The sequence below is a fragment of the Vibrio sp. E150_011 genome, from assembly GCF_053544015.1.
Genome location: NZ_JBHFOL010000008.1, coordinates 58,564 through 85,174, shown reverse-complemented (window position 1 = coordinate 85,174; position 26,611 = coordinate 58,564). Strand labels below are relative to the sequence as shown.

The following is a 26,611-nucleotide window of genomic DNA, read 5'->3' as shown; positions in this document are numbered from 1 at the left end:
ACCTAATTGTCATGCAATCTGGCTACTTTTTGATCATACGAGATTATCAATGACAAGGAGTAGGTCATGCGCACTATTGAACCGATTGCTCGTTTCGATCTGGCATTTTCATTATTTTGTTTGGATCATCGATTTAATGCCCAAGTAGCGAAGCTGAGTCGCCTGATATCGAGAAGTGGAGATGGCCCTCTATATGCGTGCTTAGGCGTGCTCATTTGGTTGTTTGACGATAGGGTTGGCGGGGCTTTTCTTGCTGCGGGCTTACTTGCTTTTGCCATCGAATTGCCCATTTATTTTTTGGCAAAAAATGGTTTTAAGCGTCGACGTCCTCAAGAGCTTTCGCAATTCGTGCAGCCTTTCATTACTCCCTCAGATCGCTATAGCCTGCCGTCCGGTCATACCGCAGCAGCGTTTTTGATGGCGACCGTCATCGGTCATTTTTATCCTGAGCTGCATTTATTCTCAATCGTATGGGCGATGCTGATCGGATTTTCTCGTGTGCTTCTTGGGGTGCATTTTCTAACAGATATTGTGATTGGTGCGCTACTTGGTATTTCGTGTGCGACGTATGCGATAAATTTTGTAGGATCGATGGTGTAGGGAGAGCGTGTGAAAATACTTTATGGGGTTCAAGGAACGGGTAATGGCCATATCGCGAGAGCGCGAGCAATGAGTCAAGCGCTGAGTTCTCATGATGTTGACGTGGATTTTTTGTTTTCGGGGCGCGACAAAAATAAGTACTTCTCGATGGAAATGTTTGGCGACTACCAAACGCGACGAGGGTTCAGCTTCGTGACGAAAAATGGCAAAGTTGACTATTTTCAAACGGCAACCGACAACAACCTATTGAGCTTTATGCAAGAAACCAGAGATCTTGATGTGAGTCATTACGATGTCGTGGTCAACGATTTTGAGCCTATCTCAGCGTGGGCGGCAAAGCGTCAAAAAGTCCCGACCGTAAGCATTAGTCATCAAAATGCTTTTCGTTTTGATGTTCCGCAAAAAGGCTCAAGTTGGCTCGATAACCAAATTATTCATCGCTTTGCACCATCGGATCATCAGCTTGGGCTGCATTGGTACCATTTTGACCAACCGATCCTTCCTCCTATTGTTCATACTCAAGGGCACTGCGTGACATCAGAAGCCATGGTGTTGGTTTATCTGCCCTTTGAGAGTATTAATGCCATCATCGATTTGCTGATTCGTTTTGTCAATCAACCTTTCACTTGTTATCACCCCGAAATCGTTGAAGAAGAAAAGATTGAAAACATCACGATGAAGCCGTTAAGCCATTTGGGGTTTCAGGTTGATCTGCATCGATGTGCGGGTGTGATTGCTAATGGGGGATTTGAATTACCTTCTGAAGCGCTGAGCTTAGGGAAAAAGCTGCTTGTTAAGCCACTTGAGGGGCAATTTGAGCAGCAAAGCAATGCCGCAACGTTGGACAGCTTGGGGCTTGCTCATAGCATGGACTCTCTTGATGCTGCCGTGGTTCGAGACTGGCTTGATGAAAAACAAGCTGAGCGTGTCATATACCCAGATGTGGCGAGTGAGATTGCGGATTGGTTAGTGTCGGGTGAATGGCATTGCAGCCAAGCCTTACGGAAGCGACTGTGGGCAAAGGTCGACTTTCCTAGTTACGCTTCTATGTAGCCTGGAGACAAGCGGCAATGCAAAAAGGCTACGTTTGGTAGCCTTTTTTGCATTTTGGGGTCGATTGGTATTCTTACTATGTATTAATCCCTAGGCTTATATTGGATTGATGTATTGGTTTTTTTAATGGGTTGGCGAATGAACTATATGCGAGATAACGGGATGAACATGACAGGATTTAACAGTGTTATATCTTGTGTCTATCTTTTTAGGGATTATTTGCAACAAAAGTTATTAAAAATATAATTTATCTTTTTTTACATTAGATGTAAGCTACTGTTGTTTATCGATATTGCATATTTGCCGGTAAAATATACTGATTCTTTATCAAACTTGTTGGTGTCGAAGTTATTATTAGTGGATAGTTTGCTTCGTCCTCGAACTATGCAGAGGATTAATAGAACATTGTAGGGTACAGAAATGACGTTAATGATTTTCTGATTAATCCTTGCCCACATATTCGAGATTGATTTTAAACGAGGCTTACTAAATGTTAGACAAAAAAGATGCTATGAGCGCAATCGCTAGCTACCGCATGGAAAGCACATTACGTGGCGTAGATCTAAACCTATTAACCGTATTTGACGCGGTAATGCAGGAGCAAAACATTACCCGTGCTGCGCACAACTTAGGGATGTCACAGCCAGCAGTTAGTAACGCCGTTGCGCGTTTAAAAGTGATGTTCAATGATGAATTGTTTATGCGTCAAGGCCGTGGTATTCAACCAACACAGCGTGCTCGTCAATTATTTGGCCCAGTTCGCCAAGCGCTACAGTTGATTCGTAATGAGTTGCCAAGTTCTATCTTTACACCTGAGACATCAACACGCCTGTTTAAAATGGCAATCTGCTCGCCATGTGACATGCGATTTGCACCAAAGATCATGCAAAGCATTTCAGGACAAGCTCCCCATGTACAATTGCATCTTGATGCGGAAGCAGACCGTCAACTTGCGGATCGTATGCGTTACCAAGAAATCGATTTTGTTATTGATTACGCTCGTTATGATGCACAAGGTTTCTCAAGTACTGAGATCTTCCAAGATGAGCTTGTCGTTGTCGCGTCGAAAAACCACCCACGTATTCACAATGCGGTAAGTGTTGCTCAACTTAGTCACGAGAAACATGCGAAATTGTCAAAAGTACACGGTGTACGTAGCTTCTCTGAGCATGCTTATAAAGACCTAGATTGCCAAGCATCTTATGAAGGCACTAGCCTAAGCAATGTGCTCTATGTTGTTGGCCAGTCTGAACTGGTTACGATTGCACCACGCTGGATGGTAGAAAACGCGGTCAATAAAGATCAGCTACAAGTGCTTTCATTGCCATTTGACAATGCCATGATCAGTGGGTTTTTAAGTTGGCATGAATCAAGCGAAAAAGATAAGGGTCACATCTGGTTGCGTGATCAGTTAATGATGATCTGCGGTGAAGTTGTCGCATTCGCGTAATTCACAGCCAATGAGAATAAGCCCCCACAACTAAGTCTTTGATACTTCGTTGTGGGGGCTTTTTTCGTTACATTATTTAGCCATAAGTTTGATTTGGGTCTGTTGCCTTTTCTATCATCATAGGTACACTTGTGCGCTCAAATGGCTTACGCGTGTACGCTTAAAGGTAAGATAGAACATGGCTAATTTAGAATTCCATATTGTAAAAAAGATTCGTGAACGAATCCTAAAAGGTGGCGATAAGATCGCCTTAAGACATAAGATCGACAATGTGTGGCAAGGGATTAGCTGGAAAGAGTTTGGTGCAAACCTTGATGCACTGTCTCTTGCCTTGTTGAGTCGAGGTATTCAACCTCAAGACAAGATAGGCATTATCTCAAATAACATGCCTAAATGGACGATCGCTGATTTTGCATCCTTGCAAATCCGTGCGGTGACTGTCCCTCTTTACCCAACGAATACGGCTGCTCAAACGAGCTATATTCTTCAAAATGCCGATGTACGCATTCTTTTCGTTGGTGAACAAGACCAATTTGATGCGGCGTTGTCTATTTATGATGAATGTCCACAACTGGAATGCATAGTCACTATGTGTGACAGCATTGCTGCGTCAGACGAGTCGTTTGTGATGACTTGGGATGATTTCATCGCGGGTGATCATAGCCAGCAGCAACCAGAGTTCTTGGCCCGACTTGAGCAGGCCAACTTTGAAGACTTGCTGACGTTTATCTATACCTCTGGTACAACCGGTCAGCCCAAAGGTGTGATGCTGGACTACCAGAACATTGGTGCACAACTGAAAGGGCATGATGAGCGTCTGAGCTTGTCTGAAAGTGATGTATCACTGTGCTTCTTGCCTCTGTCTCACGTATTTGAGCGTGCTTGGACGTTTTACGTCCTCTATAAAGGGGCAACCAACTGTTACTTGCAAGACACGATGCAAGTGCGTGATGCCTTGGGCGAGATTCGCCCAACGGTCATGAGTGCGGTGCCGCGCTTCTATGAGAAAATATTTTCTGCTATCCATGAGCGTGTTTCTAAGGCGCCAATACACCGTAAGGTGCTCTTTACTTGGGCGGTGAACATGGGTGCAAAAATGGCCCAATGTCGTCAAGACAATGTTCAGCCCTCTTTCATGCTCAAAAAGAGTCATGCATTAGCCGATAAAATTGTCTTGAGTAAGCTACGTGAATTGCTCGGTGGCAACATCAACTTTATGCCATGTGGTGGCGCGAAGCTTGATGAGACGATTGGCCGCTTTTTCCAAGCGATTGGCATTAATGTCAAGCTAGGCTATGGCATGACAGAAACGACGGCGACCGTATCGTGCTGGGATGACACCTGTTACAACCCGGATTCTATTGGCATGCCGATGCCTGGCGCCGAAGTGAAAATTGGTGAGAATAGCGAGATACTTGTGCGCGGTCCAATGGTGATGCGTGGCTACTATAAAATGCCAGAAGAGACGGCCAAAACGTTTGATGCTGACGGCTTCTTAAAGACTGGTGACGCCGGTGAATTTGATGCCAATGGAAATTTATTCATTACTGACCGCATTAAAGAGCTAATGAAAACGTCAAATGGTAAATACATTGCTCCTCAAGCGATTGAGGGCACCATTGGTAAAGACCATTACATCGAACAAATCGCGGTTATCGCGGACACTCGTAAATTTGTCTCAGCGCTTATTGTGCCATGCTTTGACACACTCGAAGAGTATGCCAAAGAACTCAATATCAAATACCATGATCGCTTAGAGTTGATTAAACATAACGAAGTTGTCGAAATGTTTGAGAAGCGAGTGTTTGAATTGCAAAAAGGCTTAGCAAAATTTGAACAAGTTAAGAAGTTCAAATTACTGCCTCGTGGCTTTTCTATGGACAAAGGTGAGCTTACACCCACTCAAAAATTACGTCGCAAGGTGATCAATGATCGTTACCAAGATGAAATTGAAGAGATGTATAGCGACAACCACCATAAAAAAGACTCGAAAAAGAAAGACATCAAAGAGAACAACGATAAATAATCGACTCTCGGCGTGTCATCACATGTGATGGTACTAAATAAGTCATTGATGATAAAAAGCCCCCTTGAGATTTATTCAAGGGGGCTTTTTTAATGGCGGCCAATCATGAGCAAACACTGAGCACGCTAAGCGGCTTTGACGCTAGGGCTTAGCAAACAACAATTGGCTGTAGCGATTCATCTTGGTGAGGCGGATCTCCGCATTAGCAAGGAAGGTTTGCTTTGCTTTGCCGGTAAGAGACTTAGACTGCGGCAGCTTAACCGTTCTCGCATTCTTATGAACGCCATTAACCAAGAATTCATAATGCAAATGTGGACCGGTCACGCGTCCTGTCCCACCAAGTGTACCAATGGTCTGTCCTTGCTTAACGCGTTGCCCCGTTTTGACGGTGCGTTTAGTTAGGTGCAAGTACTTGGTGATATAGGTGTTGCTGTGCTTGATGAAAACGTAGTTACCGTTAAATTGGTTATACCCTGACTTTTGAACCGTGCCATCACCTGCGGCCCAAATAGGTGTGCCAACCGGTGCCGCATAATCAGTACCACGGTGAGCACGAACTTTCCCGGTCACGGGGTGGCGTCGATTAGGGTTGAAATTGGAGGTAACTCGTCGGAAATCAAGTGGTGAGCGTAGAAATGCTTTTTTCATGGCTCGGCCATTTTCGTCATAATAGCTGTTGGTATTATCATCTAGAATGGCTTTAAATGTATCACCTTGGTTTTTAAACACCGCCGCGATGATTTTACCTCTGCCAATGACTTCACCCTCGACCACTTTTTCTTGATAGAGCAACTCAAAGTGATCACCTGAACGGATGTCTAATGCGAAATCGATATCCCAACCAAAAATACCGGCGAGCTCCATGATCTGATTCGCCGTTAGGCCGGCGCCTATTCCTGCATTCCAGAAGTTAGAGGTAATATCGGCCTCGGCATAGTTGTATTGGTAGTCGATGTCTTTCTTGTCGAACTGAGAGGTAAAGCCGTCATCGGTACGAGTAATCAGGAAGGTCTCGTAGTCATTCATTCTCCGCTTCAGTTGCAATAAGTCATTATGCTCATCAAAGCCAAATATCAGTGTATCACCAGGTCGAAGGCGCGACAGTTGTTGTTCGATGTCTTTATTGGTATTCACTAGGTCATAGAGCAAGCGAGCAGACAATCCCACACGTTGAAATAATATTGCAGCGCTTTCGCCAGAACGCACAGAATGTTCTTCCCAATTAAGGACAACCGTTGGCGGTGGTTCGTTGGCAATATTCAATGAAGACGCATTAATTGTCAGTGGATAATATTTACCTATCTCGAGTTTATTCGGGTCATCGTGAAGCTCTGCGGCGTCGGGTAAGAACAGAGCGACGACAATCAGCGCGGTGAAAAATGCGATCAGAGCTCGATGAAGCCAAGGGAGGCGCTTAAAAACAGATACCATGAGTGATTAATTCAACATTATTTTTTAAATTTCCTGAACCAATTAGTCTAACTGGTTTCAAAAAACATCGCTATTCAAGTAAGATGTCTAACTATTATATTTTTGCCAAATCTGTGGGAGTGAACAAGAATGGCGAGCCTAGAAGCTGCATTAGCTGAGATTAAACGTGGTGTCGATGAGTTGATTCCAGAAGAAGAACTCATTGCGAAACTTAAAGAAAACCGTCCTCTACGTATTAAGCTAGGTGCCGATCCGACTGCGCCGGATATTCACTTAGGCCACACGGTCATTTTAAACAAGCTACGTACGTTCCAAGATTTAGGTCATGACGTGACGTTTTTGATTGGTGATTTCACAGGTATGGTGGGTGACCCAACGGGTAAAAACACCACTCGACCGCCACTGACTCGTGAAGACGTACTTCGTAACGCCGACACTTACAAGGAGCAGGTGTTTAAAATCTTAGATCCTGCAAAGACCAAAATTCAGTTTAATTCTGAATGGCTGTCAGACCTTGGAGCAGAAGGTATGATCCGCCTTGCTGCAAACCAAACGGTTGCACGCATGTTAGAGCGTGATGACTTCAAGAAGCGTTATAGCAACGGTCAACCTATTGCGATCCATGAATTCATGTACCCGTTACTGCAAGGCTATGATTCTGTTGCGATGGAAACCGACGTTGAGTTGGGTGGTACTGACCAAAAATTCAACCTCTTAATGGGCCGAGAACTACAAAAGTCGCATGGTCAGAAGCCACAAGTCATATTAACAATGCCACTTCTCGTTGGACTTGACGGTGAGAAGAAAATGTCCAAATCCGCGCATAACTATATTGGTGTGAGTGAAGTACCAACAGAGATGTTTGGTAAAATCATGTCGATCTCAGACGTGCTGATGTGGAGTTACTACGAGTTACTGTCTTTCCGTCCGCTAGAAGAAATCGCACAATTTAAAGCCGATGTAGAAGCGGGTAAAAACCCTCGAGACGTTAAGATTCTGCTGGCGAAAGAAATCATTGCGCGCTTCCACTCACAAGCAGATGCGGACGCGGCAGAGCAAGAGTTTATCAATCGCTTCCAAAAAGGCGCAATGCCTGACGAGATGCCTGAATTTGAGTTTGAAGCGGGTATTGCCATCAACAACTTGCTGAAAGAAGCGGGTCTTGTCGGTTCAACCTCCGATGCGATGCGAATGATTCGTCAAGGTGCGGTGAAAATCGATGGCGATAAAGTCGAAGATACAAAACTCGTTCCTGCTGTAGGACAAGCCGTGTACCAGGTTGGTAAGCGTAAGTTTGCTCGTGTGACACTTAAGTAGACTCGTTTCGTTACCGCCTTATGGCGTATGTTGAGTCATGACAGAATGAAAACCTCTTTCGGGAGGTTTTTTTATATCTGATACGTTTGAGGGGAGCCTTAAGCAAAAAAAAACAGACGCGATCGCGTCTGTTTTTATATTTTGATTGCCTAAATTCTAAATTATAGAGATTCAGTAAACGTACGTGCGATTACGTCACGTTGTTGCTCTACTGTTAGAGAGTTAAAACGCACAGCGTAGCCAGAAACACGGATAGTAAGCTGTGGGTAGTTCTCTGGGTGAGCAACAGCATCTTCTAGCGTTTCACGCTTAAGAACGTTAACGTTAAGGTGTTGGCCACCTTCGATGCGAGGTGCCGTTTCAATGGCAACTTCACGGCTTTCGTATTCACCTAGATCGCTGATTGCAACTACTTGGTCTGCTTCAAAACCTGTCGCGGCAGCAACGCAGCGCGCTTCGTTTTTCTCGCCATCTAGCAACCAGATTGAATTGAGTAGGTCGTCGTTTGCTGCTTGAGTAATTTGGATACCTTGAATCATCACTATCTCCTGAACCACTTTCATAGCGGTATTGTTGTGGTGTTAAATTTCAAATTTTATTGAGCTGAGCTATATATACCTAATAATGGGTATTCTAGTATTGATTTAGATCAAATTACAACAAATAACATTAATTAGTGTAAGGCTGATTTCTTGACCTATATCAACTAAGCCTCTTAAAATGGTGCCTTAAATAATATTTTATACATTAAAAATTATTTGAAAGAGATAAATGTAGTAATAAAACTACATTTTTGTGTTTTTGAGAGCGCCGTGTACCAAGAAACAAGGGCTTCAATAGTTAAAGCTGAAAGTATAAGATCGCTAAATAACAGTTTTAAAAATGTGATATAGATCGGGTTGTTAAGGTATGAATAAGTTTATAGGTGCACATTTATCAGCAGCTGGTGGGGTGGATAATGTGCCACAACGAGCGTCAGAAATTGGAGCAAACGCATTTGCGCTGTTCACAAAGAATCAAAGGCAATGGGTGGCGAAGCCGCTAACACAAGAAACCATTATTCGTTTTAAGGAAGAATGTGAAAAATACCAGTTTCTTCCGGAGCAAATACTTCCGCACGATTCCTACCTGATTAACTTAGGCGCACCTGAATTAGAAAAGCTTGAAAAATCGAGAGCGGCATTTATTGATGAAATGGAGCGCTGCCAGCAGCTGGGTCTAACGTTATTGAATTTTCATCCGGGTAGCCACCTCAAAAAAATCACAGAAGATGAGTGTTTGGATCGCATTGCGGAGTCCATCAATATCGCTCATCAAGCGGTGCCTAACGTCGTGGCAGTGATAGAAAATACTGCCGGGCAGGGCACGAACCTTGGCTGGCGATTTGAGCACCTTGCTCATATTATTGCCAAAGTTGAAGATAAAAGTCGTGTCGGGGTGTGTCTTGATACTTGCCACACATTCACAGCTGGCTATGACCTGCGAACTAGTGAAGCCTGTGAGGCGACATTTTCTGAGTTTGATAACATTGTTGGGATGCACTATTTACGAGCAATGCACCTCAACGATTCAAAGATAGCATTAGGTGACAGGGTTGACCGCCACCAATCTTTGGGGAAAGGAGAGATTGGCTGGGACTGTTTTGAGTTCATCATGAAAGATCGTAGATTTGATTCTATCCCATTGATTTTAGAGACTATTGAACCAGGTATTTGGATTGATGAAATCCAACAACTGAGACACTTAGCAATAAAAAGTTAATTTTTTTTGTGACAACATGGATCTTTGGCATCTTTCTTTCATAATTGATTACATGCACGTTGCATAAAAGTGTGATTTTGAAAATATCACGAACCATCGTAGTGTAAGATTTAGGTAGGTGTCATTATGTCTCGAACTGTCGCTCCACGACCAAATACCATGCGTTCTAGTCGTTTCCCTGTTCCAAATCGTCATGTGACGGGACAAGGGCACCATCGAGCGCCACAACATAAAAGTAATCATTAATTGAACCCTATAAAACTGGTATTAAATCGGTAGTGGTGGTGACTTTTGAGATGCTAAACTCCCCAGAGTTTCAAACTCTGGGGAATCATAATGACAACACTGACATGGCATGACGTCATTGAAAAAGAGAAGCAACAGGCGTACTTTCAGCAGACGCTTTCGTTTGTAGAAAATGAAAGAGAATCAGGCAAGATCGTTTACCCTCCCGCCAATGATGTATTCAACGCATTCAAATTTACTGAATTTAGCAGCACTAAGGTAGTGATACTTGGGCAAGACCCTTATCATGGCCCTCATCAAGCCCATGGCTTGTGCTTTTCGGTGTTACCTAGTGTAAAAAAACCACCGTCTCTTGTGAATATCTATAAAGAATTGGCGCAAGATATCGATGGTTTTGAGATTCCTTCTCATGGCTTTTTGAAAAGCTGGGCCGATCAAGGCGTATTATTACTGAATACAGTGCTCACCGTGGAGCAAGGCCAGGCTCATTCTCATTCGAAAGCGGGCTGGGAAACTTTCACTGATCATGTGATTGAATCGCTCAACACCGATGGAGAGAATATTATTTTCTTGCTGTGGGGAGCACATGCACAGAAAAAAGGCATGATAATCGATCGACAGCGGCACCATGTGCTGACTGCGCCACATCCGTCTCCGTTGTCGGCACGTCGTGGTTTTTTTGGTTGCCAACATTTTTCTCAAGCGAATCAACTACTGAGTTCGATGGGTAAAGATCCAATTAATTGGCAGCCTAACCTGGTTGGTAGCGAGGGGTAATCGCTGGTTTTTCGAGCATAGTCAAAGCATGAACTTGGAAACTCTTATACACTTATTAAGAATGTGGAATTAAGGGAGAGAAGGCGATGATGATCGAAAGGATAAGACGCGAGCACGGCTATATGGTCCGTTTGCTCGCCATATTGAATCGTAAATTACATTTGTTAGAGCGCGAAGAGCCCATCAATTACTCTCTGATCAAAGAGATAGTGACCTACCTAACCGTGCATTCAGAGAAAGTGCATCATCCTAAAGAAGATATTCTTTACCGCTATTTCATTGAGCATTACGGACAGCAGGGCACCATATCGAATCTTGAGGCAGAGCATCATGATCTGTCGGAGAAAACGCATGATTTCCTCGATATCGTTGAAATGATCTTGCAAGATGCGGTCGTGCCACATGAGATTTTTGCCAATCGCTTGTCTGAATTTATTCGTAACCAAAAGCAGCATTTAGACCTTGAAGAACAATCAGTATTGCCACTCATCGATAAGATGTTTTCAACAGAGGATTGGCAAGTGGTTGAGGCGTTGTGGACCGACGCTGATGATGACCCCGTGTTTGGTGACACCATTGCTGACCGATACAAGCAATTGGCTGAACGGGTGCGACAGAATGAGTTTGAAAGCGTGTAGCTTAGGTATCGAGATCTGAAAGTAGCGGTATTGATAGTAATAAGATCATCGTAAACGACAAAGGCATCGCTAGCGATGCCTTTGTCGTTTCGGTAGGTTTTTGTAATGATTAAGTCTATTGAGTCATTTGATCCAGATAGTTGAGCCAATCTGCTGTTTGCGTCGTTGGTTTTGCTTTATGGGCGCTTTCGGCAAGTGTCTTCGCAGTAGCGTATTGTTTCAATCCCACATAGGCACGGATTTGCAGCAATTGCTTTTCTTGCAACGTAAGCCCTTTGACTTTATCTAACGATTGTAAGGCTTGCTTAAAATCACCCTGTTGCATTTCTAGTCGCGATACTTGTTCATAGTATTTAGCATTGAGACGAGCCGCTGCTAACCATGAGGTCTGTGCGTGCGTCCATTCTCTCGCCATTTGCCAATGTGTCGCTTGTTTGACGATGGTATCGACGTCAGTGTCACTGAGTTGTAGATCGCGATAGAGGTGTGCTGATTTCTCAGGGATCCCTTGCTGAGCATAAAGCTGCGCCATACTAAGTTGCATCGTATCCGGAATGTCGATGCCTGCTCGCTTGGCGGAAACGAGCGTGGCGAGAGCCAGCTTATATTGCTTGGTTTGCATGTAAAGCGCACTCAGTTGTTGCCACCACATCATTTTTTCTGGTTGTAAGGCAAGCAGCTTTTGACTCGTAATGATTGCGCTTTTTAGGCGAGATAGTTGCAGCTCGGCACTGAGTTGTAAGCTAAGGGGTTGCAGCTTTGGGGTACTATCAAGGCGATGGTATTGGTTAATCGAAGCCAGCAATGGCGTCCACTGTTGCAATAAGTAGTGGGCTCTGGCTTTGTTGAGCCAAGCCGTGGTGAGTTGCGCTTTGGGGATTTCAAGCGCTTCGGCCGATGTAACCAAACGCTCAAAATGGACTAACGATTGCTCTGCTTTGGTATCCGATAATAACAATTCGGCGAGCATACGCTCGGTTTGCCAGCCTTGATCATCTTTAAAAGCATGCGTATTTACGGCGATTTGCAACTGCTTGATCGCAAGATCAGTTTTATCAGCTTGCCAATAATAAATGCCGAGCATCCTTGCGACGTAAGCCTTATCAAAACTTGCCGATGGTTTGAGTGTTTCGAGCAACGCGATGGCTTCTGTGAGCTTTTCTTGCTGTTCAAGTTCATAAGCCTTGGAAACTTGGGTTGCCGTTCGCATGCCAAGCTCTTGTTTTGCCACTGCCACTTGGCTAAACGAAAATGATAAGCAGCATGTAAGGAGGAGGCTTAAATGAGTCAATCGTTTTTTCATTGGTTTAACTTAAACTCCAATTTGACCGTTTGCCCAACTCTTGGTTGTGCGTTGCCATTGACCATCATTGGCTGATATTTCCATTGTTTCAGCGCTACCATCGCTTCTCGTTCGAACATACGCTTTGGATTGGCCTCGACGACTTCGATATCACTTGGACGACCGTTGACGTCAATGGTGAATGACATCACGACATAACCTTCAACATTGCGCTGTATCGCACGACGTGGGTAGCGTGGCTCTTTCCGATGCAACGGCATGACCTGCTGGTTACGACCAATATCCGGTACGCTAGGGGCGTTCATTGCCACACCCGCAACCTGAGTTGATATGGCAATATTAGGCAGTTGAGGTGACGTCGGGGTTTGCACACTCGAGCTTTGTGAGCTTTGCTCTACCACTGCCGCTGAAGGTGGTGTCGCCGGCATCTTTGGCGGTTCAGGCAAAAGACGAGTGCGTCGTGCCGTTTCGCTATCCGGTTCAGTCATGACTAGATCGTAACTTAGCCTTGCTGATTCTTCAGGTTTAGACTTTGGACCGATGTCGATCATCCAGCTCATAAAAGAGAACAGAGTGAAGGCCAGCGCCATTGCTAAGGGGATACTCAACAAAATGCGAAGCATTACGGGCTCTCCGTTGCGAGGGCTATCTTGGTTACCCCGGCACCTTTTGCGCTGTCCATGACCTGTACAACGGTACCATTGAAGGCATGTTTATCGGCTTGAATGACCATTGACGCATTAGGTTGTTCAAGTAATAGTTTTTCGATAGTCGCTTGCACGCGTTCTACATCCACGCGACGTTTATCAATGAATACATCGTTATTCGCAGTAATGGCGACAAATATCCCTGCATCCTTTTGACTAACCGCATGACTGGCTTGTGGACGATTCACGTCCACGCCTGATTCACGGACAAAAGAGCTAGTGACAATGAAAAAGATCAGCATGATGAACACAATGTCGAGCATTGAGGTCATATCAATGTTGGCTTCTTCTTGTTGTTTTTTTCGGTGGCCAAGTCTCATGTATTATTCCTTATGGGATGATGGCTTCCCATGTGTTGGTCACTTCTTAATAGTTGCTCTAACTGAAACAAATTCTTGTTGCTCCATTTCTGGATGCGAGAAAACGCGAGCATGCCTGATAGGGCGGCAACCATACCAGCCATAGTTGGAATCGTCGCCATAGAGATGCCCGCCGCCATGAGGCGTGGTTGAGCGCTACCTTGTGCAGCCAGTGTGTCAAAAACAGTGATCATACCGGTGACTGTGCCTAAAAGACCCAGCATTGGGCACAGTGCTAGTAAGCATTTTAGAAGGTTAAGGTTCTGCTTCAGTTGGTTTTCTGCATCACTTAGGATCGCATCTCGCTGCATGCGAGCGTACCAAGAAAAATGGTCAGTACGTTGCGACCACTTTTTTGTCCAATCGCGTTTTTGTACTGGGAACGCTCGCGAAAAATAGATAATTCGCTCAAAGGCGACAACCCAAAAGACCACGACAACAGCCGCTAGCCACCAAAGAATGGGGCCACCTTGGTTCATAAACTGGCTCAGGTGTTCTGAGCCAGGAAGCCAATTGGTCAGATTATGCAGCATAGCTCGCTCTCTGTTCGGTAGAGTGGACTTCTGCTTGCTCAGCGACTAAACCGACACTTTGGCGTTCCAATATATTCCGAATAGACTCTGATTTTGAGCTCAGAAGGTTATGAGCCAGTAACAGTGGCATCGCTGTGATCAAGCCGAGAACGGTCGTTACAAGCGCCATTGAGATACCGCCAGCCATGACACGCGGTTCGGCATTACCAAACTGAGTGATCACTTGGAAGGTTTCAATCATACCGGTTACGGTACCCAGTAAACCAAGCATTGGTGCAAGTGCCGCAATCAGTTTTAGCATACTTAAGCCACGCTCTAGGTGCTGCTGTTCATCCATAATGGATTCCAGAAGGCGGAGCTCTAGTGCCTCGACGTTCATCTTTTTATCGCGATTGTAAACACTTAACACGCGGCCCAGCGGGTTGTCGGTCGGTGTCTCGGGACTTTTTAGTTGTTTGCTAATTTGTTGCTCAATTCGAACTAATACGACCGCGCGATATAACGCGATGATCAAACCAACAAGGAATAATCCCGCAATAATCTTACCGACAATGCCACCGTGCTCAAATCGTTGAGCTAGGGTTGGATTTTCGGCTAATTGCTTGTAGATATCCCCGCGGCTTGGATCGATTACGACAGGGATTTGGCCATTGACGATACTCTCGGCGTTATCAATGGTTGAAACCGAGCTAGGGAGTCGAGGGAAGTCGCTTGCAAGTTGACCGTCCCAATCAATAGGGCCCTGTTTAGCTAGCAATGCGAAGTTACCAAGGCGGAGCGCTTTTATCGTGGTAATTTCACCGTTACCAGTGACAAATGGAACATCAATATTGGCATAGGTGCCACTGCTGGCTATCTGAGCATTAAATGCTTGCCATAATGCGGTGAGTTCTTGGATTGACGGTAGTGTTTTCGCCGCGACAATGTTCTCAATATCGGCACGTTGTGGTGCTTGTTCACTGTTGGCGACGGACGTTTCCAACTCAAGTTGCAGCTCTTTTGCTGATTGACGAACGACACCAAACAGTTCACCTAAGCTGCCCGTTTCAAGGTGTAGCTGTTTTTGTTTTTCCGCCAGTGTCTTTTCATTATTTGAAAACTGCGTACTGAGAGACTCAATAGATGCATCGAGCTGGCGCTTACGTTCAGTAAGCTGTTTGCGTTTGGCTGTAAGCGTTTGCTCGTCTTTCTTAAACTGAGCTTCACGTGCGGCATTGTGTTGTTGCTCTTGCTTTTGGGCTGTCTTAGCGTCACTTGTTAGCGTATTAGCAGCGAAAGTAAGGTGTGAGACGCTGAATGAAAACAGCGCAATCAATAAGGTCAGGTAACGCATTAGCTAGGATCCTTGGCAAGAGAAACCGGAAGTGTCATCAGGCTTGGTGAGGCTTGTTTGTTCGCGATTGCAAACGCTTGGTCGATATGTGAAGCAAGTGAGGCATCAGTGCTGACCCAAGTGCGTTGACGATTGTCCCATGACCAATATTGATTCCTATCCAGGCTACGGGCGACTAATGATAAGCGACCTAGATAAAGCTGCTCGGCTTCGATGCCATCGCCGACATTGATGCGTGAACGATAGCTGCCCAGTTTAATGCCATAATCCATCTCGATCTGATAAGCCTCTAAGATGCGACGATACTTTTCTGCATCGCTGACATCCGCTTGGGGCATAAGAGACTTTAATTCTTCTAAGCGCGCTAAGCGGGCGTCAATACGAATGGGTTTATCTTGTTGGATGTGAGTCTCTAACCCACTAAGCATTTTGTACATTAGTGGTACAACACCTTGGCGGGTATCACTGATTTGCACGAGTTGTGTGTTGATACTTGTCAGTTCTTGTTGTTGGTTATCGACGACGGATTGCAAGTGACGCTCGTATACTTCAAGGTTGGCGATCTCTTGCTCAAGAGCGGCAATTTCAGAGCTCAGCTCAAACGCCTTGTCGCTACTGGTATTGATGCGTTTTTGGCTTTGTGTGCCTTGAGTAATAGTTTGAGCCTCAACATTTCTTGCGGTGTTGAGATCATTGGCCAAAGCTTGCCCATTGATAGCGACCAATGATAAGGAGCACAATGCGGCGTGAACGAGCGTTTTGTTCATTTCAATAACCTGTTGCTTTCGAATAGAAAGGGAAAATGAAAAATAAAGTTACGGGTTTTATGTCGTCTAACACATAAAACTAAAATAATGGCCGTACCGACAACATGCATTTAGACGTTTATGTCTAATCGAGATGAATGGATTGTCGTCAGTAACGTAATCAAAAAATGAAATACGGCCTCTCAATTACAGTGCATACAGTAATTTATGTATGATTTTATACACTTACATTCCTCATGGTTACTGTCAGCCTAGGACAATAACATGAGTGCACTTGTGGTTAAAATTGAGAGCTCACATTGTATGGCAAATTGGGTGATAAATACAATGCAAATGAGAGTGATACTCAATCATAATGTGTATGTGGCGCTCATTCTTATTTTAAATGGGTATGCGTGCACGGTACAAAGGTTTGTTCGGTATGCCGCTAAGTGCGACTTTTATTCTGAGGGCAGCCCTGACAATAGGAACCATCACGTCGTCGATAGTGCATGCAGCATGAACGACGCTGAATGAATAACTCGCCATCATGGGATACATCAAGGCGGCCAAACCGAGATAGAGGAAGGGCGAGTAATTGTTGCCAATGCGCAAGTTCGTGAGCAAAGGTGGCATGCAGTTTATTTGAGGCGAGCCGGTTTGACCCTACCCTATGTTTGAGACCACGAAGCAGCATCTCCATTACGGTGTCAGCGAGCAGTTTCTCTCTGGTTGCAGGGCTCATTCGACAGACCTCGCCCAATTGATCGGCTAGATTGCTTAACAACTTGGTCAACTCCTGGGCCGCGAGTTGTTGACGTTGGTGTTGGTCGCCGGCTGTCCACTCATCCTCTACGAAGTCAAAGGTGCCGACGACACCAGATTCGGTGTTTAACCCCTGCTTCATGCTGCTTAGTTTAGGAACGAAATCTGAATAATAGGTTGCGATAAGGGCAATCGTGATAGGCTGCCAGGTGAGCATAGCCCACGTTCGAGTTTGCCAGTAAATAGCACCGGCTTCAGGGTAGGCCTGCTGCCAATAAGAGTAGAGCCTATGAATCTCAGGGCTTGATTTAGAATCAGGTATTATAGCATCAGCATCCCGACTCAATGGTATGAGCAAAGGGGAGACTTGTTGTGAAATATGTGTCAGACCGTGTAGGTGCGACATATTTTCAATGGTGAGTGAACTATGCATTCTTACCCTAAATTAAAGTACTCCAACCGCTGTTAAAGTACTTTTCTATGATTGATTACAGATCAAACTTCACGTTCAGCTGAACCGTCTGCTGTTGTCCATACCAGCAATAACTCTCGTTCCAACAGGTATAGTATTCTTTGTTAAATAGGTTATTCGCAATTAAGTTTGCTGATGCGCCTTTGAGCGAAGAGCTGACTTGACCTAAGTCGTAGCCGATAGAAAGGTCAACTAAGGTGTAAGACGGTAAAGTGCCTGCATTTTTGTTGGACGCATCATTGCGGACAGTGTTACCCACATAACGAACCCCACCACCGACTCTTAAACCACGCATTGTGCCTTCATGAACCGTATAGTTAGCCCATAGGTTTGCGGCATGATCTGGCACGTAAATGAATTGTTGGCCCACATTAGACTGGTCTTCATCTTCTGTGATTTCCATGTTGGTATAGGTATAGTTAGCGATGATATCGAGGTTGTCATTGATTAACGTCTTACCTTCAACCTCAAGGCCCTGCGAGCGAACTTCACCAATGGCTTCATAAGGCGATGCACCGTCTTTACGCACCCCAACATTACGTTTTTTGATATGGAACAGCGATGCCGAACCTGACGTGGTTTTGTCGTAAGAGGTGTATTTGACCCCAGCTTCAACTTGTTCACCCTTTTCAGGTTCTAGGTTATTGCCATTGGCATCAAGTTTCGCATTGGGTTCAAAGCTGGTCGCAAAGTTGGCAAATGGCGATAGGCCGTTGTCGAACTGATACATTGAGCCGAGGCGATACGAGAAATTATTATCACGGGTTGTTGTGTTGTTGGGTGCTCCGCCGCCAACCGAAGCCTTAGTCGTCGACTCCACGATGTCATAGCGACCGCCGGCGATAAAGACCCAATTATCAATCAGCATTTGATCTTGGAAATATCCGCCAAGCTGTTTCATTGACACATCGGTGTTAGACCAATAATTTTTATTAAAATCATCGGGATTGAGCTGATTGTTGTCTGGGTTGTATAAGTTAATGCTGCCCACATTATCAAACGAGTCGTAAGCGGCAGAGCCTTCTATTGTGCGATAGTCCACACCGAACAATAGATAGTGGTCAAGGCTTCCGGTATTGACGAAGCCCGACAATTGGTTGTCGACACTGACGCCATTGGAGTTTTCATCTGTGCTGTAAGCGGTACGCTGCAGCTCACCCGTTTGAGCGTTGAACGCGCCGCTATTGGTGCTCTTTTGGCCAAATTTAGTGGTCATATAGCGAAAGTTTTGGAAGAAAGACCAATCGTTATTAAAGTCATGTTTGACCTTATAGCCCGTGAGTAAAAACTCACGATTGATATCGTTGTAATTCACATCGCCTGCAAAAGTTGAGGGCGAAATTTTTCCTGACTCGATGGCCGCTAATGGCACCGTGGCATTTTGTCCTAGTGCTGGGTCGTTCTGATAGTAAAGGTTGAAGTTAACGAAAGTGTTATCAGATACGTTCCAATCAATAGAGGGCGCGATGAGATAGCGTTCTTCCTTCACGTGATCAACTTGTGTGTCTTTTTTTCGGCCAAGAGCAATAAGTCGATAAGAAACGTTGTCGCTGAGTGCACCCGTTTTATCAATCGAGGCTTCCATTAGGTTGTCGAGACCTGTCGCGACCTTAACCGAGGTTTTTTCTTCAAAGCTCGGCGCCTTAGCGATAATGTTAACCATGCCTCCTGGAGGCATAGTGCCGTAAAGCACCGACGTAGGGCCTTTGAATATTTCTAGGCGTTCCATGGCTATCGCGTCAATTTGTGGCTTCGCGTTCCATCCTGGCAACCCTGGTAGCATCAAGCCATCATAATAATTATTCGATGAACTAAAGCCGCGGATATTCACCCAATCCGTTAAGACGACTGCGCCGCCTTTATTTTCGGTTGATACACCGGGTGCATAGCGTAGAGCCTGCATGACAGATTGAACACCGCGCTGTTCCATTTGTTTGCTTTCAATGACATTGAGCGTTTGTGGTGTCTCTTCAGGAGATAGCGAGGTCTTGGTGGCTGTGTTTCGATAGGTTTTGCCTAACACCGTCATTTGTTCATCGGTTTGTGGTGATGAATGGTTGGCCTCAGTTTGTTCGGCAAGGACGGATTGAGAAGATAGCGTGATTGATACGATTACTGCTATTGGGCTGATTTTTATAGTTAACATAATTTATAAGTAGTCTTAACGAGTATGCAAATGTTATTGATAATTAATTTCATTTGCATTCTAGCGATTATATTATCGAGATACTTAACAATTTGGTGCAAGTTTTTTGAAAAGGTCGAGGGAAAGAGCCTTTATGGGGTGCCGATGGCGCTAATAGGGAGCCAAAACTCCATTTTAGCGTCAGGTTTGAGTGGATCGTAGTCGCTAGGGTAGCATTCTAGCTCATAGCCTTCTTCGCCGTGAAAACCGGATTGCGGTAGCCAATGGTAGAGTACCCATTCTAAGGTTTGGGGGAAGTTTGCTACAGGACCAATATGCGTGATGACGGCATAGGTTTGTTTTGGAATATTCAAGCTTTGTAATGAGTTCAGTTGACTCAGACAATCTTGAGTACCGGCTGCCCAATAGATAACTTGTGCGTTCGGAAGTACATGGTTCGTATCAATGACCCCGAAGTAGTGTTCGCCATTGGAGATAGGGTGAGCGTCTAAGCATTGAGCGAACTGGTGCCAAATATTGCGCACTTGAGTACTAAACTGGGGATCACTTGAGTGAAGACTATCGATGGGAGTATGGATGCCCCAAAACTGGCTAGGTGCACGCGTTTCGATACGTACCATCTGGCTCGCGCTTTGTTCAAGTGGCAGCTCGGGACTCATGGTCAGTGGTAAACGGATACCTTTAAGAATACCTTGTTGTTTATACTGGCGGGGTGAAACGCCAAAGAGTTGCTTGAAGGCGCGGCTAAAGCTTACCTCGGAATTGAAACCAAACTCTAAGGCGATATCCGTAATTTTAGAGGTGCTAGCTAATAAGTGTTCAGCGGCACGGCTGAGTTTTTGTTGGCGAACATATTGCGCTAAATTTTGATTCGTTTGTTCTTGAAAGACTCTCTGAAGCTGCCAGCGTGACCAGCAACTTATTTCTGCAAGTTCCGACACCGTCAGGGGTTTATCCAAATTTTGATTGATGTAGTCGACCACTCTTTCCACTCGGTTGAGGTGAGTTGGTTTTCTTTTGGAGACCATATATCAAGAGACTTTATTGATGGTTCGGTGGCAACATTTTGGCATTTTTCATAACAGGCGTCGAATTAATAAACGGTTGGATAGTCGTCTATTGAGAAAGGTGAGAGGAGCTCTGAGTCAATACCCGATAAAATAACACCCTCATATGAGGGCGTTATATTAATTTTAGCAAAGAAGGTTCAGGCACCCTCATCACCAAAAACTAGTGAATTAAAGCTTGATATCTTCAATCGCGAAATCAAGACCAATGTCCATATCGTTGAGTTCTTTTTGTAAACGTCGTTTGTCTTTTATTGCTTCTATTTCGCGCCATTTACGCTTTAGCGGTTTTGATCGAGCTGCTCTTGTCCGGGGAGCATCCATTTCCATTATGTCGTTTAGTTCAAAGCCATCCATAAGCTACCTCTTAGTATTAATCTCCTTGCGGAGCCTTTTAAGTACCATATTCCAAGGCAGCATAACTTTGATTTGTTTCTCATTTGTTTCGTTAGCATGAATGTTTTATGCCAAATTGAACTCAATCTCACAGTTTTAATTTATTGAGTTGTTTAAAAAATAATCGTTTAACTCACATAATGAAAAAGAATTGTCTTAGCAAGATTGTTAACGTGGATGGCGGGATGATGGATGGGTGCGCCGAATACGCTGAGCGAAACATTCTCATTCGCCAAGAATGATTAAAAAACATGTGATGCCGTAAAATTCACTCGACCTCCGATGGACAAAGGTTTACTAGGAAATGTCAGTATAAAATCAGGTTTGATTGCTATGCTTACTAATTGTTACTGGTAAGCAGCGTTTTTGATGATAGTTGGTAGTGCAATTGTTGCGGCAACTGTTAAGGGAACGTGATGTTAAGGTGAAATAAAGGCAGATATAAGTGCAGTTGCGTATTGATTTTTGCTGAGCATCCCTGCAAAATCCGCTCCGTCAAATACGATGTCGAATTGTATTTCGTTCCTAATGGGTGAGAAATACAAGCTAAGTTGCCGTGAAAAACAGTGAATTAATCAAAACCACACGGATGGGTATAACCTCAGCAACTTAGTCAGTACAGGAAGTACTGCCGACGCTCTAATTTTAAAGAGGTTTTAAAGTGACAGACGTAATTAGTTTAATGAACGATCTTCTTTGGGGATCGATTCTGGTTTATCTACTCGTAGGCGTAGGGATATATTTTACAGTTCGCCTTGGGTTCATTCAGTTCCGCCATTTTGGTCACATGTTTAGTGTGCTAAAAAATAGCCGAAAATCCGATGCTGCTGGTATCTCATCTTTCCAAGCACTTTGTACTAGTTTAGCAGCACGTGTGGGCACCGGTAACATGGCTGGTGTCGCCGTTGCCCTGACATTTGGTGGCCCTGGTGCAATTTTCTGGATGTGGTTAATCGCGATGCTTGGTATGGCAACGTCATTTGCAGAAAGCACATTGGCACAGCTGTACAAGACTCGTGATGATGACGGTAACTACCGTGGTGGTCCGGCGTACTATATGGAGAAAGGCCTGGGGATGCGCTGGATGGGCGTATTGTTCTCAGTGTTCTTGATTGTCGCTTTTGGTCTTGTGTTCAATGCGGTTCAAGCCAACGCCATTGCGAATGCCATGCAAACGGCATTTGGTTTTGAGCCTCTGTACGTGGGCATTGTTATTGCTCTGATTTCTGCGTTCGTCATCTTTGGTGGCATTCGCAAGATTGCCCGTACGGCTGAACTGATTGTTCCAGTGATGGCGCTTGCCTACCTTGTGCTGGCTTTTTACGTTGTTTTCATGAACATCGAGAAAGTGCCAGAGATTCTGGCGTACATTTTTAAGAGTGCGTTTGGTCTGCAAGAAGCCGCTGCTGGTGGCGTGGGTTATGCCATTGCACAGGCGATGATTCAAGGCATTAAGCGTGGCTTGTTCTCAAATGAAGCCGGTATGGGTTCTGCGCCTAATGCGGCAGCGTCGGCAACACCATATCCACCACACCCTGCGTCACAAGGTTACGTGCAAATGTTGGGTGTCTTTGTGGATACCATTGTCATTTGTTCTGCAACGGTTGCTATCATCTTGATGTCTGGTGAATATGTTCCTCACGGTGAGGTCACTGGTATTGAACTGACACAGCGTGCATTGAGCTCACAAGTGGGCGATTGGGGCGGCATTTTTATTGCGGTCGCGATTTTCTTCTTCGCCTTTACTTCAATCATTGCTAACTATTCTTATGCAGAGACGAACTTGATCTTCTTAGAGCACAATCATAAAGCAGGACTCGGTCTATTCCGTCTTGTTGTGCTAGGCATGGTACTGTTTGGTTCGGTGGCTACGCTTCCTATGATTTGGGCGCTCGCCGATGTCTCGATGGGATTGATGGCGTTAGTTAACTTGGTCGCCATCATTTTGTTGTCGGGCATTGTGGTTAAGCTTGCGAAAGACTACAACCAACAGCTTAAAGCAGGCAAGGTACCGACCTTCAATGCTGATGAATACCCTGAGTTGAAATCTCAGTTAGAACCAGGGATCTGGGATAGCAGAGAGAGCGCTGATAAGACGAAATAGTCTTAATAGCTACCTTCTATCTCAGAAATAGACGAAGCCATGCAGGATTTCATTGAAGTTCATGCGTGGCTTTTTTTATACTGGTCACAAATAATCATGATAAGAGTAAAGTTATGCTAATTGTTGTCTCACCTGCCAAGACGCTGGATTATGAATCCCCTTTGGCAACTGAACGTTTTACCCAGCCTGAATTTATTGAGCAGTCGGCTGAGCTGATTGAAGTATGCCGTAAGCTTACCCCAGCCGACGTGTCTGCGTTGATGAAGGTGAGTGACAAAATCGCAGGGTTGAATGTGGCACGCTTTGCGCAGTGGGATACGACGTTTACACCCTCGAATGCACGTCAGGCTATCTTGGCATTTAAAGGTGACGTGTACACAGGGTTGGCTGCTGAAACGATGTCTGAGCAAGATTTTGATTATGCTCAGTCACACCTCCGCATGTTGTCTGGCCTTTATGGATTGCTAAAGCCGTTAGATTTGATGCAGCCTTATCGTTTAGAAATGGGCACAAAGCTCGCTAACGAACGTGGCAGTAATCTTTACCAGTTTTGGGGGGATATTATCACCAACAAGCTTAACGACGCTCTCGCTTCTCAAGGGAGCGATGTGTTGGTGAATTTAGCTTCTAATGAGTACTTCAAAGCGGTGAAAGAGAAACAAGTAAAAGGTCAGGTCGTGACACCGGTGTTTAAAGATTGCAAAAATGGCCAATACAAAATTATCAGCTTCTACGCTAAGAAAGCGCGCGGCATGATGGCTCGTTATATTATTGATAATCAAATCGATTCAGTTGAATCATTGAAAGGTTTCGATACAGCAGGCTATTACTTTGTAGAGGCTGAATCAACAGCATCGCAGTTGGTCTTTAAGCGTGAAGAGCAAAACGTGTAAACGGTAAATGTCTCAGCGTAAAATGTCTCAATGTAAAATAAGATGACAAATGAAACCGTGATGTTTACGATCAAAAATCCCCACTCAATGAGTGGGGATTTTTAGTCATGATGACCGAGTACTTTTAGCGCCTAAGCGGATGCCCGTCATTAAACAAGGTATCACTGATCGAGTATATATTGGTGATACAGCATACCGTCACGACAGGGTTACTTCTTTTTACTCGCTTTTTTCTTTACGGCTTTTTTCTTGTCGTCTTTTTTAACTTTCTTCTTTTTCTTTACTGTCGGCTTTTTGTGCGTTGGTCGAAGACCGTCGATGAAGCGCTCTTTGATTAGCTCGCTGGTGTAACGGCCAACACGTTCCATCATTGCTTGGTCGTGTGCCTCAACGAGCGAGATCGCGATACCTTTTTTACCCGCTCGGGCAGTACGGCCAATGCGGTGTAAATACACGTCAGCAGTACGAGGCAAATCGTAGTTAATCACGTGCGAAACATCGGGAAGGTCAATACCGCGAGCTGCAACATCGGTAGCAAGTAATACATTTACCGATCCATCTCTGAAGCGGCTAATCGCATTGTTACGACGATCTTGTGGCATTTCACCTTGGATCCACGCACAAGGAATCTGTGCACTGTCAAGCTGTTGACGAAGCTCGGCAAGACGCTCACGTGTTTTCAAAAAGACAATGGTACGTTCTGCTTGCTCTGTCAGAATGTGTTTAAGTAGTGTGAGTTTGTGCTCTGCGGTATCGGCTCGGTGATACCATTGTGTGATCTTTTTGCGCTCACGTAGAGACGGTTCTGCTTTGATTTCTGCAGGGTTCTTAAGAAGATCTGCGGTATACCCTTCCACGCCTTGGCCTTCCAGTGTGGCGGAAAACAATAGCGTCTGTTTACGCCAGCGACACTCTGAAGACAAACGGTCAACGGTAGGGGCAAAACCCATATCAAGCATACGGTCTGCTTCATCAAGAATTAACCATTCGATAGCACGACAATCAAAGCGTTCTGCCTCGATGTATTCCATTAGACGACCAGGGGTTGCAACAACAATATCTTGCGTGCGTGCCAGTGTGTCTGCGTGGGTGTCATACGTCACACCACCAGTAATCGTCGCTACCTTCAGGTGAGTGTTTTTTGCTAATGCTTTAGTATGTTCAGCCACTTGCATGGCAAGCTCACGTGTTGGGGTCAAAATCAGTATACGAGCAGGACCTGCTTTTCTGCGTGGTAAGTCTAGCAAATACTGGATCGCTGGGATCGCAAATGATGCGGTCTTACCCGTGCCTGTTGGTGCAGATGCCAAGATATCTTTTGCATCTAGCGCTTGTGGGATGGCTTCTGCCTGAACCTGAGTAGGGCGTTCGTAGCCCATTTCTTCAATCGCTTCTAAAAGGACTGGGTCTAAATCTAATTCGGCGAATGTTCTGATCACTATCGTGTCTCCACAAGACGGAAGTTGTACCTGCACAAAAAAACGACACAGGAAAAGTAGGGCGGCTATTATACTCAAACGCTCGCTGAGCGCACTTACATTTTAAGGTAAAAATCGCGAGTTAGGTGAATAAAGGCCTCGGAATAGCCACCATTAGCACTATGAATGACTAAAGTCTCTTGTTTTAGTACGGTCTGTTGTTTGCAAATAGTGAAAAGAACTCGATTAACCGCTTTCTTTTCTGTCGCTCGAACGAGACAACAGCGAGCTAGATTCCAACCTTGTTTGCACGCCATATCAATAAATTGTTCTCCCTCGATAAGCGGTAATACAAAGCTAGCGTGTCCGTTGTCATCAAGTAATTGGTCGCACCGCAGTAACAGCTCTGAGTGGGCGAGTGAGGCCGTATGCCGAGCGGTGGCACGCTGTTGATTCAGAGCATGTTCACCAGAGTTAAAATAGGGTGGATTGCAAATAATGCCTGAATAACGGTGCTCAAGAGGGAGACGGACAATGTCACCATGGGTTACTTGAATTCGATCATGCCATGGAGATTGAGCAATATTATGACGAGCATCGATGATCGCACTAATTTCGATGTCTATGCCATGGATTGATGCCGTGGTATATCGCTGCGCCAACATTAACGATAGCAACCCGGTACCGACACCGATATCAAGCAGTTGGCTTGAGTCATTAAATTCAGCCCAAGCGCCAAGCAGTACGCCATCGGTGCTGACAGGCATGCCTGCGTTACCGGAATGAATCTTGAACTGTTTGAATGCAAAGCTTTTTGTTTTTGGGGAACTGTATGTCATTTTGTTTTGTCAATCGTTTGCTATTGAGATTATTCATCTAATGTTAATTGTTTGTGCGGTTTTATGTTCTGATTGTTTTTAAGTTGTGTAGGTAAATGATCGGGATTATATTTTGGTTATAAAATAAAACCTAGTGTATTGAACTGGTTTTGTCTCTATTTTGTAATTTAATGTAGTGTTTTTTCTGGTTCTATTGCCAATCGAATGGTGATTCGTCATCATGCCGCCCTA

The 26,611-nt window shown here is 44.8% G+C and carries 24 protein-coding genes; 10 read left to right on the top strand and 14 right to left on the bottom strand.

The window, feature by feature from the left end:
* Positions 1 to 66 precede the first annotated feature (66 nt).
* The 4 genes from ACE1OE_RS13860 to ACE1OE_RS13845 all read left to right on the top strand — a co-directional run bounded on the left by ACE1OE_RS13860 (position 67) and on the right by ACE1OE_RS13845 (position 5,129).
* Complete coding sequence (locus ACE1OE_RS13860; protein ID WP_449211416.1) at positions 67 to 600, top strand: phosphatase PAP2 family protein; 534 nt, start codon at positions 67 to 69, stop codon at positions 598 to 600.
* Positions 601 to 609: 9 nt separating this feature from the next.
* Positions 610 to 1,653: an MJ1255/VC2487 family glycosyltransferase gene (locus ACE1OE_RS13855; RefSeq protein ID WP_102469890.1), complete on the top strand. Its 1,044-nt coding sequence runs from the start codon at positions 610 to 612 to the stop codon at positions 1,651 to 1,653.
* A gap of 490 nt (positions 1,654 to 2,143) precedes the next feature.
* Positions 2,144 to 3,103: a transcriptional regulator LeuO gene (leuO, locus tag ACE1OE_RS13850; protein ID WP_102469891.1), complete on the top strand. Its 960-nt coding sequence runs from the start codon at positions 2,144 to 2,146 to the stop codon at positions 3,101 to 3,103.
* A 178-nt stretch (positions 3,104 to 3,281) separates the two neighbouring features.
* Entirely contained in the window at positions 3,282 to 5,129 is a 1,848-nt protein-coding gene (locus tag ACE1OE_RS13845) for an AMP-dependent synthetase/ligase (RefSeq protein ID WP_449211415.1), read from the top strand.
* A gap of 141 nt (positions 5,130 to 5,270) precedes the next feature.
* Here the strand turns inward: ACE1OE_RS13845 and ACE1OE_RS13840 are convergent, their stop codons facing one another.
* Entirely contained in the window at positions 5,271 to 6,560 is a 1,290-nt protein-coding gene (locus ACE1OE_RS13840) for a peptidoglycan DD-metalloendopeptidase family protein (protein ID WP_102469893.1), read from the bottom strand.
* A 129-nt stretch (positions 6,561 to 6,689) separates the two neighbouring features.
* Here ACE1OE_RS13840 and tyrS point away from each other — a divergent pair, with 129 nt between their 5' ends.
* Positions 6,690 to 7,877 (top strand): tyrosine--tRNA ligase, encoded by a 1,188-nt coding sequence (gene tyrS, locus ACE1OE_RS13835; protein WP_102469894.1) that lies wholly within the window; start codon positions 6,690 to 6,692, stop codon positions 7,875 to 7,877.
* A gap of 161 nt (positions 7,878 to 8,038) precedes the next feature.
* Here the strand turns inward: tyrS and grcA are convergent, their stop codons facing one another.
* Positions 8,039 to 8,416, bottom strand: a complete 378-nt coding sequence (grcA, locus tag ACE1OE_RS13830) for an autonomous glycyl radical cofactor GrcA (RefSeq protein WP_102469895.1) — start codon at positions 8,414 to 8,416, stop codon at positions 8,039 to 8,041.
* Positions 8,417 to 8,786: 370 nt separating this feature from the next.
* Here grcA and nfo point away from each other — a divergent pair, with 370 nt between their 5' ends.
* From nfo to ACE1OE_RS13815, 3 genes are all read left to right on the top strand, one after another.
* Positions 8,787 to 9,638 (top strand): deoxyribonuclease IV, encoded by an 852-nt coding sequence (nfo, locus tag ACE1OE_RS13825; RefSeq protein WP_372059947.1) that lies wholly within the window; start codon positions 8,787 to 8,789, stop codon positions 9,636 to 9,638.
* Positions 9,639 to 9,971: 333 nt separating this feature from the next.
* Entirely contained in the window at positions 9,972 to 10,661 is a 690-nt protein-coding gene (gene ung, locus ACE1OE_RS13820) for a uracil-DNA glycosylase (RefSeq protein ID WP_449211478.1), read from the top strand.
* An 86-nt stretch (positions 10,662 to 10,747) separates the two neighbouring features.
* Positions 10,748 to 11,299 carry a hemerythrin domain-containing protein gene (locus tag ACE1OE_RS13815; RefSeq protein WP_449211414.1) on the top strand — a complete coding sequence of 184 codons (552 nt, stop codon included), beginning with the start codon at positions 10,748 to 10,750 and terminating at the stop codon, positions 11,297 to 11,299.
* Between the two features lie 115 nt (positions 11,300 to 11,414).
* Here ACE1OE_RS13815 and ACE1OE_RS13810 read toward each other — a convergent pair whose 3' ends face one another.
* The 10 genes from ACE1OE_RS13810 to ACE1OE_RS13765 form a co-directional block, all read right to left on the bottom strand.
* The gene (locus ACE1OE_RS13810; RefSeq protein ID WP_449211413.1) at positions 11,415 to 12,602 is read right to left on the bottom strand and encodes a tetratricopeptide repeat protein; all 1,188 of its coding nucleotides are present in this window, start codon (positions 12,600 to 12,602) and stop codon (positions 11,415 to 11,417) included.
* On the bottom strand, positions 12,599 to 13,225 hold the full coding sequence (locus ACE1OE_RS13805; RefSeq protein ID WP_372059950.1) for an energy transducer TonB: 627 nt from the start codon (positions 13,223 to 13,225) through the stop codon (positions 12,599 to 12,601). The genes ACE1OE_RS13810 and ACE1OE_RS13805 overlap by 4 nt, the downstream gene beginning before the upstream one ends.
* Positions 13,225 to 13,629, bottom strand: a complete 405-nt coding sequence (locus ACE1OE_RS13800) for an ExbD/TolR family protein (protein ID WP_102469901.1) — start codon at positions 13,627 to 13,629, stop codon at positions 13,225 to 13,227. The genes ACE1OE_RS13805 and ACE1OE_RS13800 overlap by 1 nt, the downstream gene beginning before the upstream one ends.
* Positions 13,626 to 14,201: a MotA/TolQ/ExbB proton channel family protein gene (locus ACE1OE_RS13795; RefSeq protein WP_102469902.1), complete on the bottom strand. Its 576-nt coding sequence runs from the start codon at positions 14,199 to 14,201 to the stop codon at positions 13,626 to 13,628. Before ACE1OE_RS13795 ends, ACE1OE_RS13800 begins: the two co-directional genes overlap by 4 nt.
* The gene (locus tag ACE1OE_RS13790) at positions 14,191 to 15,534 is read right to left on the bottom strand and encodes a MotA/TolQ/ExbB proton channel family protein (RefSeq protein WP_102469903.1); all 1,344 of its coding nucleotides are present in this window, start codon (positions 15,532 to 15,534) and stop codon (positions 14,191 to 14,193) included. The genes ACE1OE_RS13795 and ACE1OE_RS13790 overlap by 11 nt, the downstream gene beginning before the upstream one ends.
* Positions 15,534 to 16,301, bottom strand: coding sequence for a DUF3450 domain-containing protein (locus ACE1OE_RS13785; protein WP_102469904.1), 768 nt, complete (start codon positions 16,299 to 16,301; stop codon positions 15,534 to 15,536). The genes ACE1OE_RS13790 and ACE1OE_RS13785 overlap by 1 nt, the downstream gene beginning before the upstream one ends.
* A 427-nt stretch (positions 16,302 to 16,728) precedes the next feature.
* A complete protein-coding gene (locus tag ACE1OE_RS13780) occupies positions 16,729 to 17,478 on the bottom strand; it encodes a siderophore ferric iron reductase (RefSeq protein WP_449211412.1) in 750 nt (249 codons plus the stop codon).
* A 55-nt stretch (positions 17,479 to 17,533) separates the two neighbouring features.
* Positions 17,534 to 19,663, bottom strand: a complete 2,130-nt coding sequence (locus ACE1OE_RS13775; RefSeq protein ID WP_449211411.1) for a TonB-dependent siderophore receptor — start codon at positions 19,661 to 19,663, stop codon at positions 17,534 to 17,536.
* 131 nt (positions 19,664 to 19,794) lie between these two features.
* Positions 19,795 to 20,691: a helix-turn-helix domain-containing protein gene (locus ACE1OE_RS13770; RefSeq protein WP_449211410.1), complete on the bottom strand. Its 897-nt coding sequence runs from the start codon at positions 20,689 to 20,691 to the stop codon at positions 19,795 to 19,797.
* A gap of 210 nt (positions 20,692 to 20,901) precedes the next feature.
* Positions 20,902 to 21,087 carry a DUF3545 family protein gene (locus tag ACE1OE_RS13765; RefSeq protein ID WP_102469908.1) on the bottom strand — a complete coding sequence of 62 codons (186 nt, stop codon included), beginning with the start codon at positions 21,085 to 21,087 and terminating at the stop codon, positions 20,902 to 20,904.
* 700 nt (positions 21,088 to 21,787) lie between these two features.
* On the opposite strand from ACE1OE_RS13765, the gene ACE1OE_RS13760 reads away from it, so the two are divergent.
* Positions 21,788 to 23,230, top strand: a complete 1,443-nt coding sequence (locus ACE1OE_RS13760) for an alanine/glycine:cation symporter family protein (protein WP_157933723.1) — start codon at positions 21,788 to 21,790, stop codon at positions 23,228 to 23,230.
* A gap of 113 nt (positions 23,231 to 23,343) precedes the next feature.
* Positions 23,344 to 24,123, top strand: coding sequence for a peroxide stress protein YaaA (yaaA, locus tag ACE1OE_RS13755; protein ID WP_102469910.1), 780 nt, complete (start codon positions 23,344 to 23,346; stop codon positions 24,121 to 24,123).
* Positions 24,124 to 24,332: 209 nt separating this feature from the next.
* Here yaaA and srmB read toward each other — a convergent pair whose 3' ends face one another.
* Together srmB and ACE1OE_RS13745 are read right to left on the bottom strand one after the other, a co-directional pair.
* Positions 24,333 to 25,562 (bottom strand): ATP-dependent RNA helicase SrmB, encoded by a 1,230-nt coding sequence (srmB, locus tag ACE1OE_RS13750; RefSeq protein WP_372059958.1) that lies wholly within the window; start codon positions 25,560 to 25,562, stop codon positions 24,333 to 24,335.
* 95 nt (positions 25,563 to 25,657) lie between these two features.
* Positions 25,658 to 26,380: a tRNA1(Val) (adenine(37)-N6)-methyltransferase gene (locus ACE1OE_RS13745; RefSeq protein ID WP_102469912.1), complete on the bottom strand. Its 723-nt coding sequence runs from the start codon at positions 26,378 to 26,380 to the stop codon at positions 25,658 to 25,660.
* Between the last annotated feature and the right edge of the window lie 231 nt (positions 26,381 to 26,611).

Bases quoted from the DNA above. Each gene is read 5' to 3' on its own strand.
- ACE1OE_RS13805 (WP_372059950.1), bottom strand. From the start codon at position 13,225: ATGCTTCGCATTTTGTTGAGTATCCCCTTAGCAATGGCGCTGGCCTTC.
- ACE1OE_RS13840 (WP_102469893.1), bottom strand. From the start codon at position 6,560: ATGGTATCTGTTTTTAAGCGCCTCCCTTGGCTTCATCGAGCTCTGATC.
- ACE1OE_RS13800 (WP_102469901.1), bottom strand. From the start codon at position 13,629: ATGAGACTTGGCCACCGAAAAAAACAACAAGAAGAAGCCAACATTGAT.
- ACE1OE_RS13810 (WP_449211413.1), bottom strand. From the start codon at position 12,602: ATGAAAAAACGATTGACTCATTTAAGCCTCCTCCTTACATGCTGCTTA.
- ACE1OE_RS13785 (WP_102469904.1), bottom strand. From the start codon at position 16,301: ATGAACAAAACGCTCGTTCACGCCGCATTGTGCTCCTTATCATTGGTC.
- ACE1OE_RS13815 (WP_449211414.1), top strand. From the start codon at position 10,748: ATGATGATCGAAAGGATAAGACGCGAGCACGGCTATATGGTCCGTTTG.
- grcA (WP_102469895.1), bottom strand. From the start codon at position 8,416: ATGATTCAAGGTATCCAAATTACTCAAGCAGCAAACGACGACCTACTC.
- ACE1OE_RS13780 (WP_449211412.1), bottom strand. From the start codon at position 17,478: ATGCATAGTTCACTCACCATTGAAAATATGTCGCACCTACACGGTCTG.
- ACE1OE_RS13775 (WP_449211411.1), bottom strand. From the start codon at position 19,663: ATGTTAACTATAAAAATCAGCCCAATAGCAGTAATCGTATCAATCACG.
- ACE1OE_RS13765 (WP_102469908.1), bottom strand. From the start codon at position 21,087: ATGGATGGCTTTGAACTAAACGACATAATGGAAATGGATGCTCCCCGG.
- yaaA (WP_102469910.1), top strand. From the start codon at position 23,344: ATGCTAATTGTTGTCTCACCTGCCAAGACGCTGGATTATGAATCCCCT.
- nfo (WP_372059947.1), top strand. From the start codon at position 8,787: ATGAATAAGTTTATAGGTGCACATTTATCAGCAGCTGGTGGGGTGGAT.
- tyrS (WP_102469894.1), top strand. From the start codon at position 6,690: ATGGCGAGCCTAGAAGCTGCATTAGCTGAGATTAAACGTGGTGTCGAT.
- ACE1OE_RS13745 (WP_102469912.1), bottom strand. From the start codon at position 26,380: ATGACATACAGTTCCCCAAAAACAAAAAGCTTTGCATTCAAACAGTTC.
- ACE1OE_RS13795 (WP_102469902.1), bottom strand. From the start codon at position 14,201: ATGCTGCATAATCTGACCAATTGGCTTCCTGGCTCAGAACACCTGAGC.
- leuO (WP_102469891.1), top strand. From the start codon at position 2,144: ATGTTAGACAAAAAAGATGCTATGAGCGCAATCGCTAGCTACCGCATG.
- ACE1OE_RS13770 (WP_449211410.1), bottom strand. From the start codon at position 20,691: ATGGTCTCCAAAAGAAAACCAACTCACCTCAACCGAGTGGAAAGAGTG.
- ACE1OE_RS13790 (WP_102469903.1), bottom strand. From the start codon at position 15,534: ATGCGTTACCTGACCTTATTGATTGCGCTGTTTTCATTCAGCGTCTCA.
- ACE1OE_RS13845 (WP_449211415.1), top strand. From the start codon at position 3,282: ATGGCTAATTTAGAATTCCATATTGTAAAAAAGATTCGTGAACGAATC.
- ACE1OE_RS13860 (WP_449211416.1), top strand. From the start codon at position 67: ATGCGCACTATTGAACCGATTGCTCGTTTCGATCTGGCATTTTCATTA.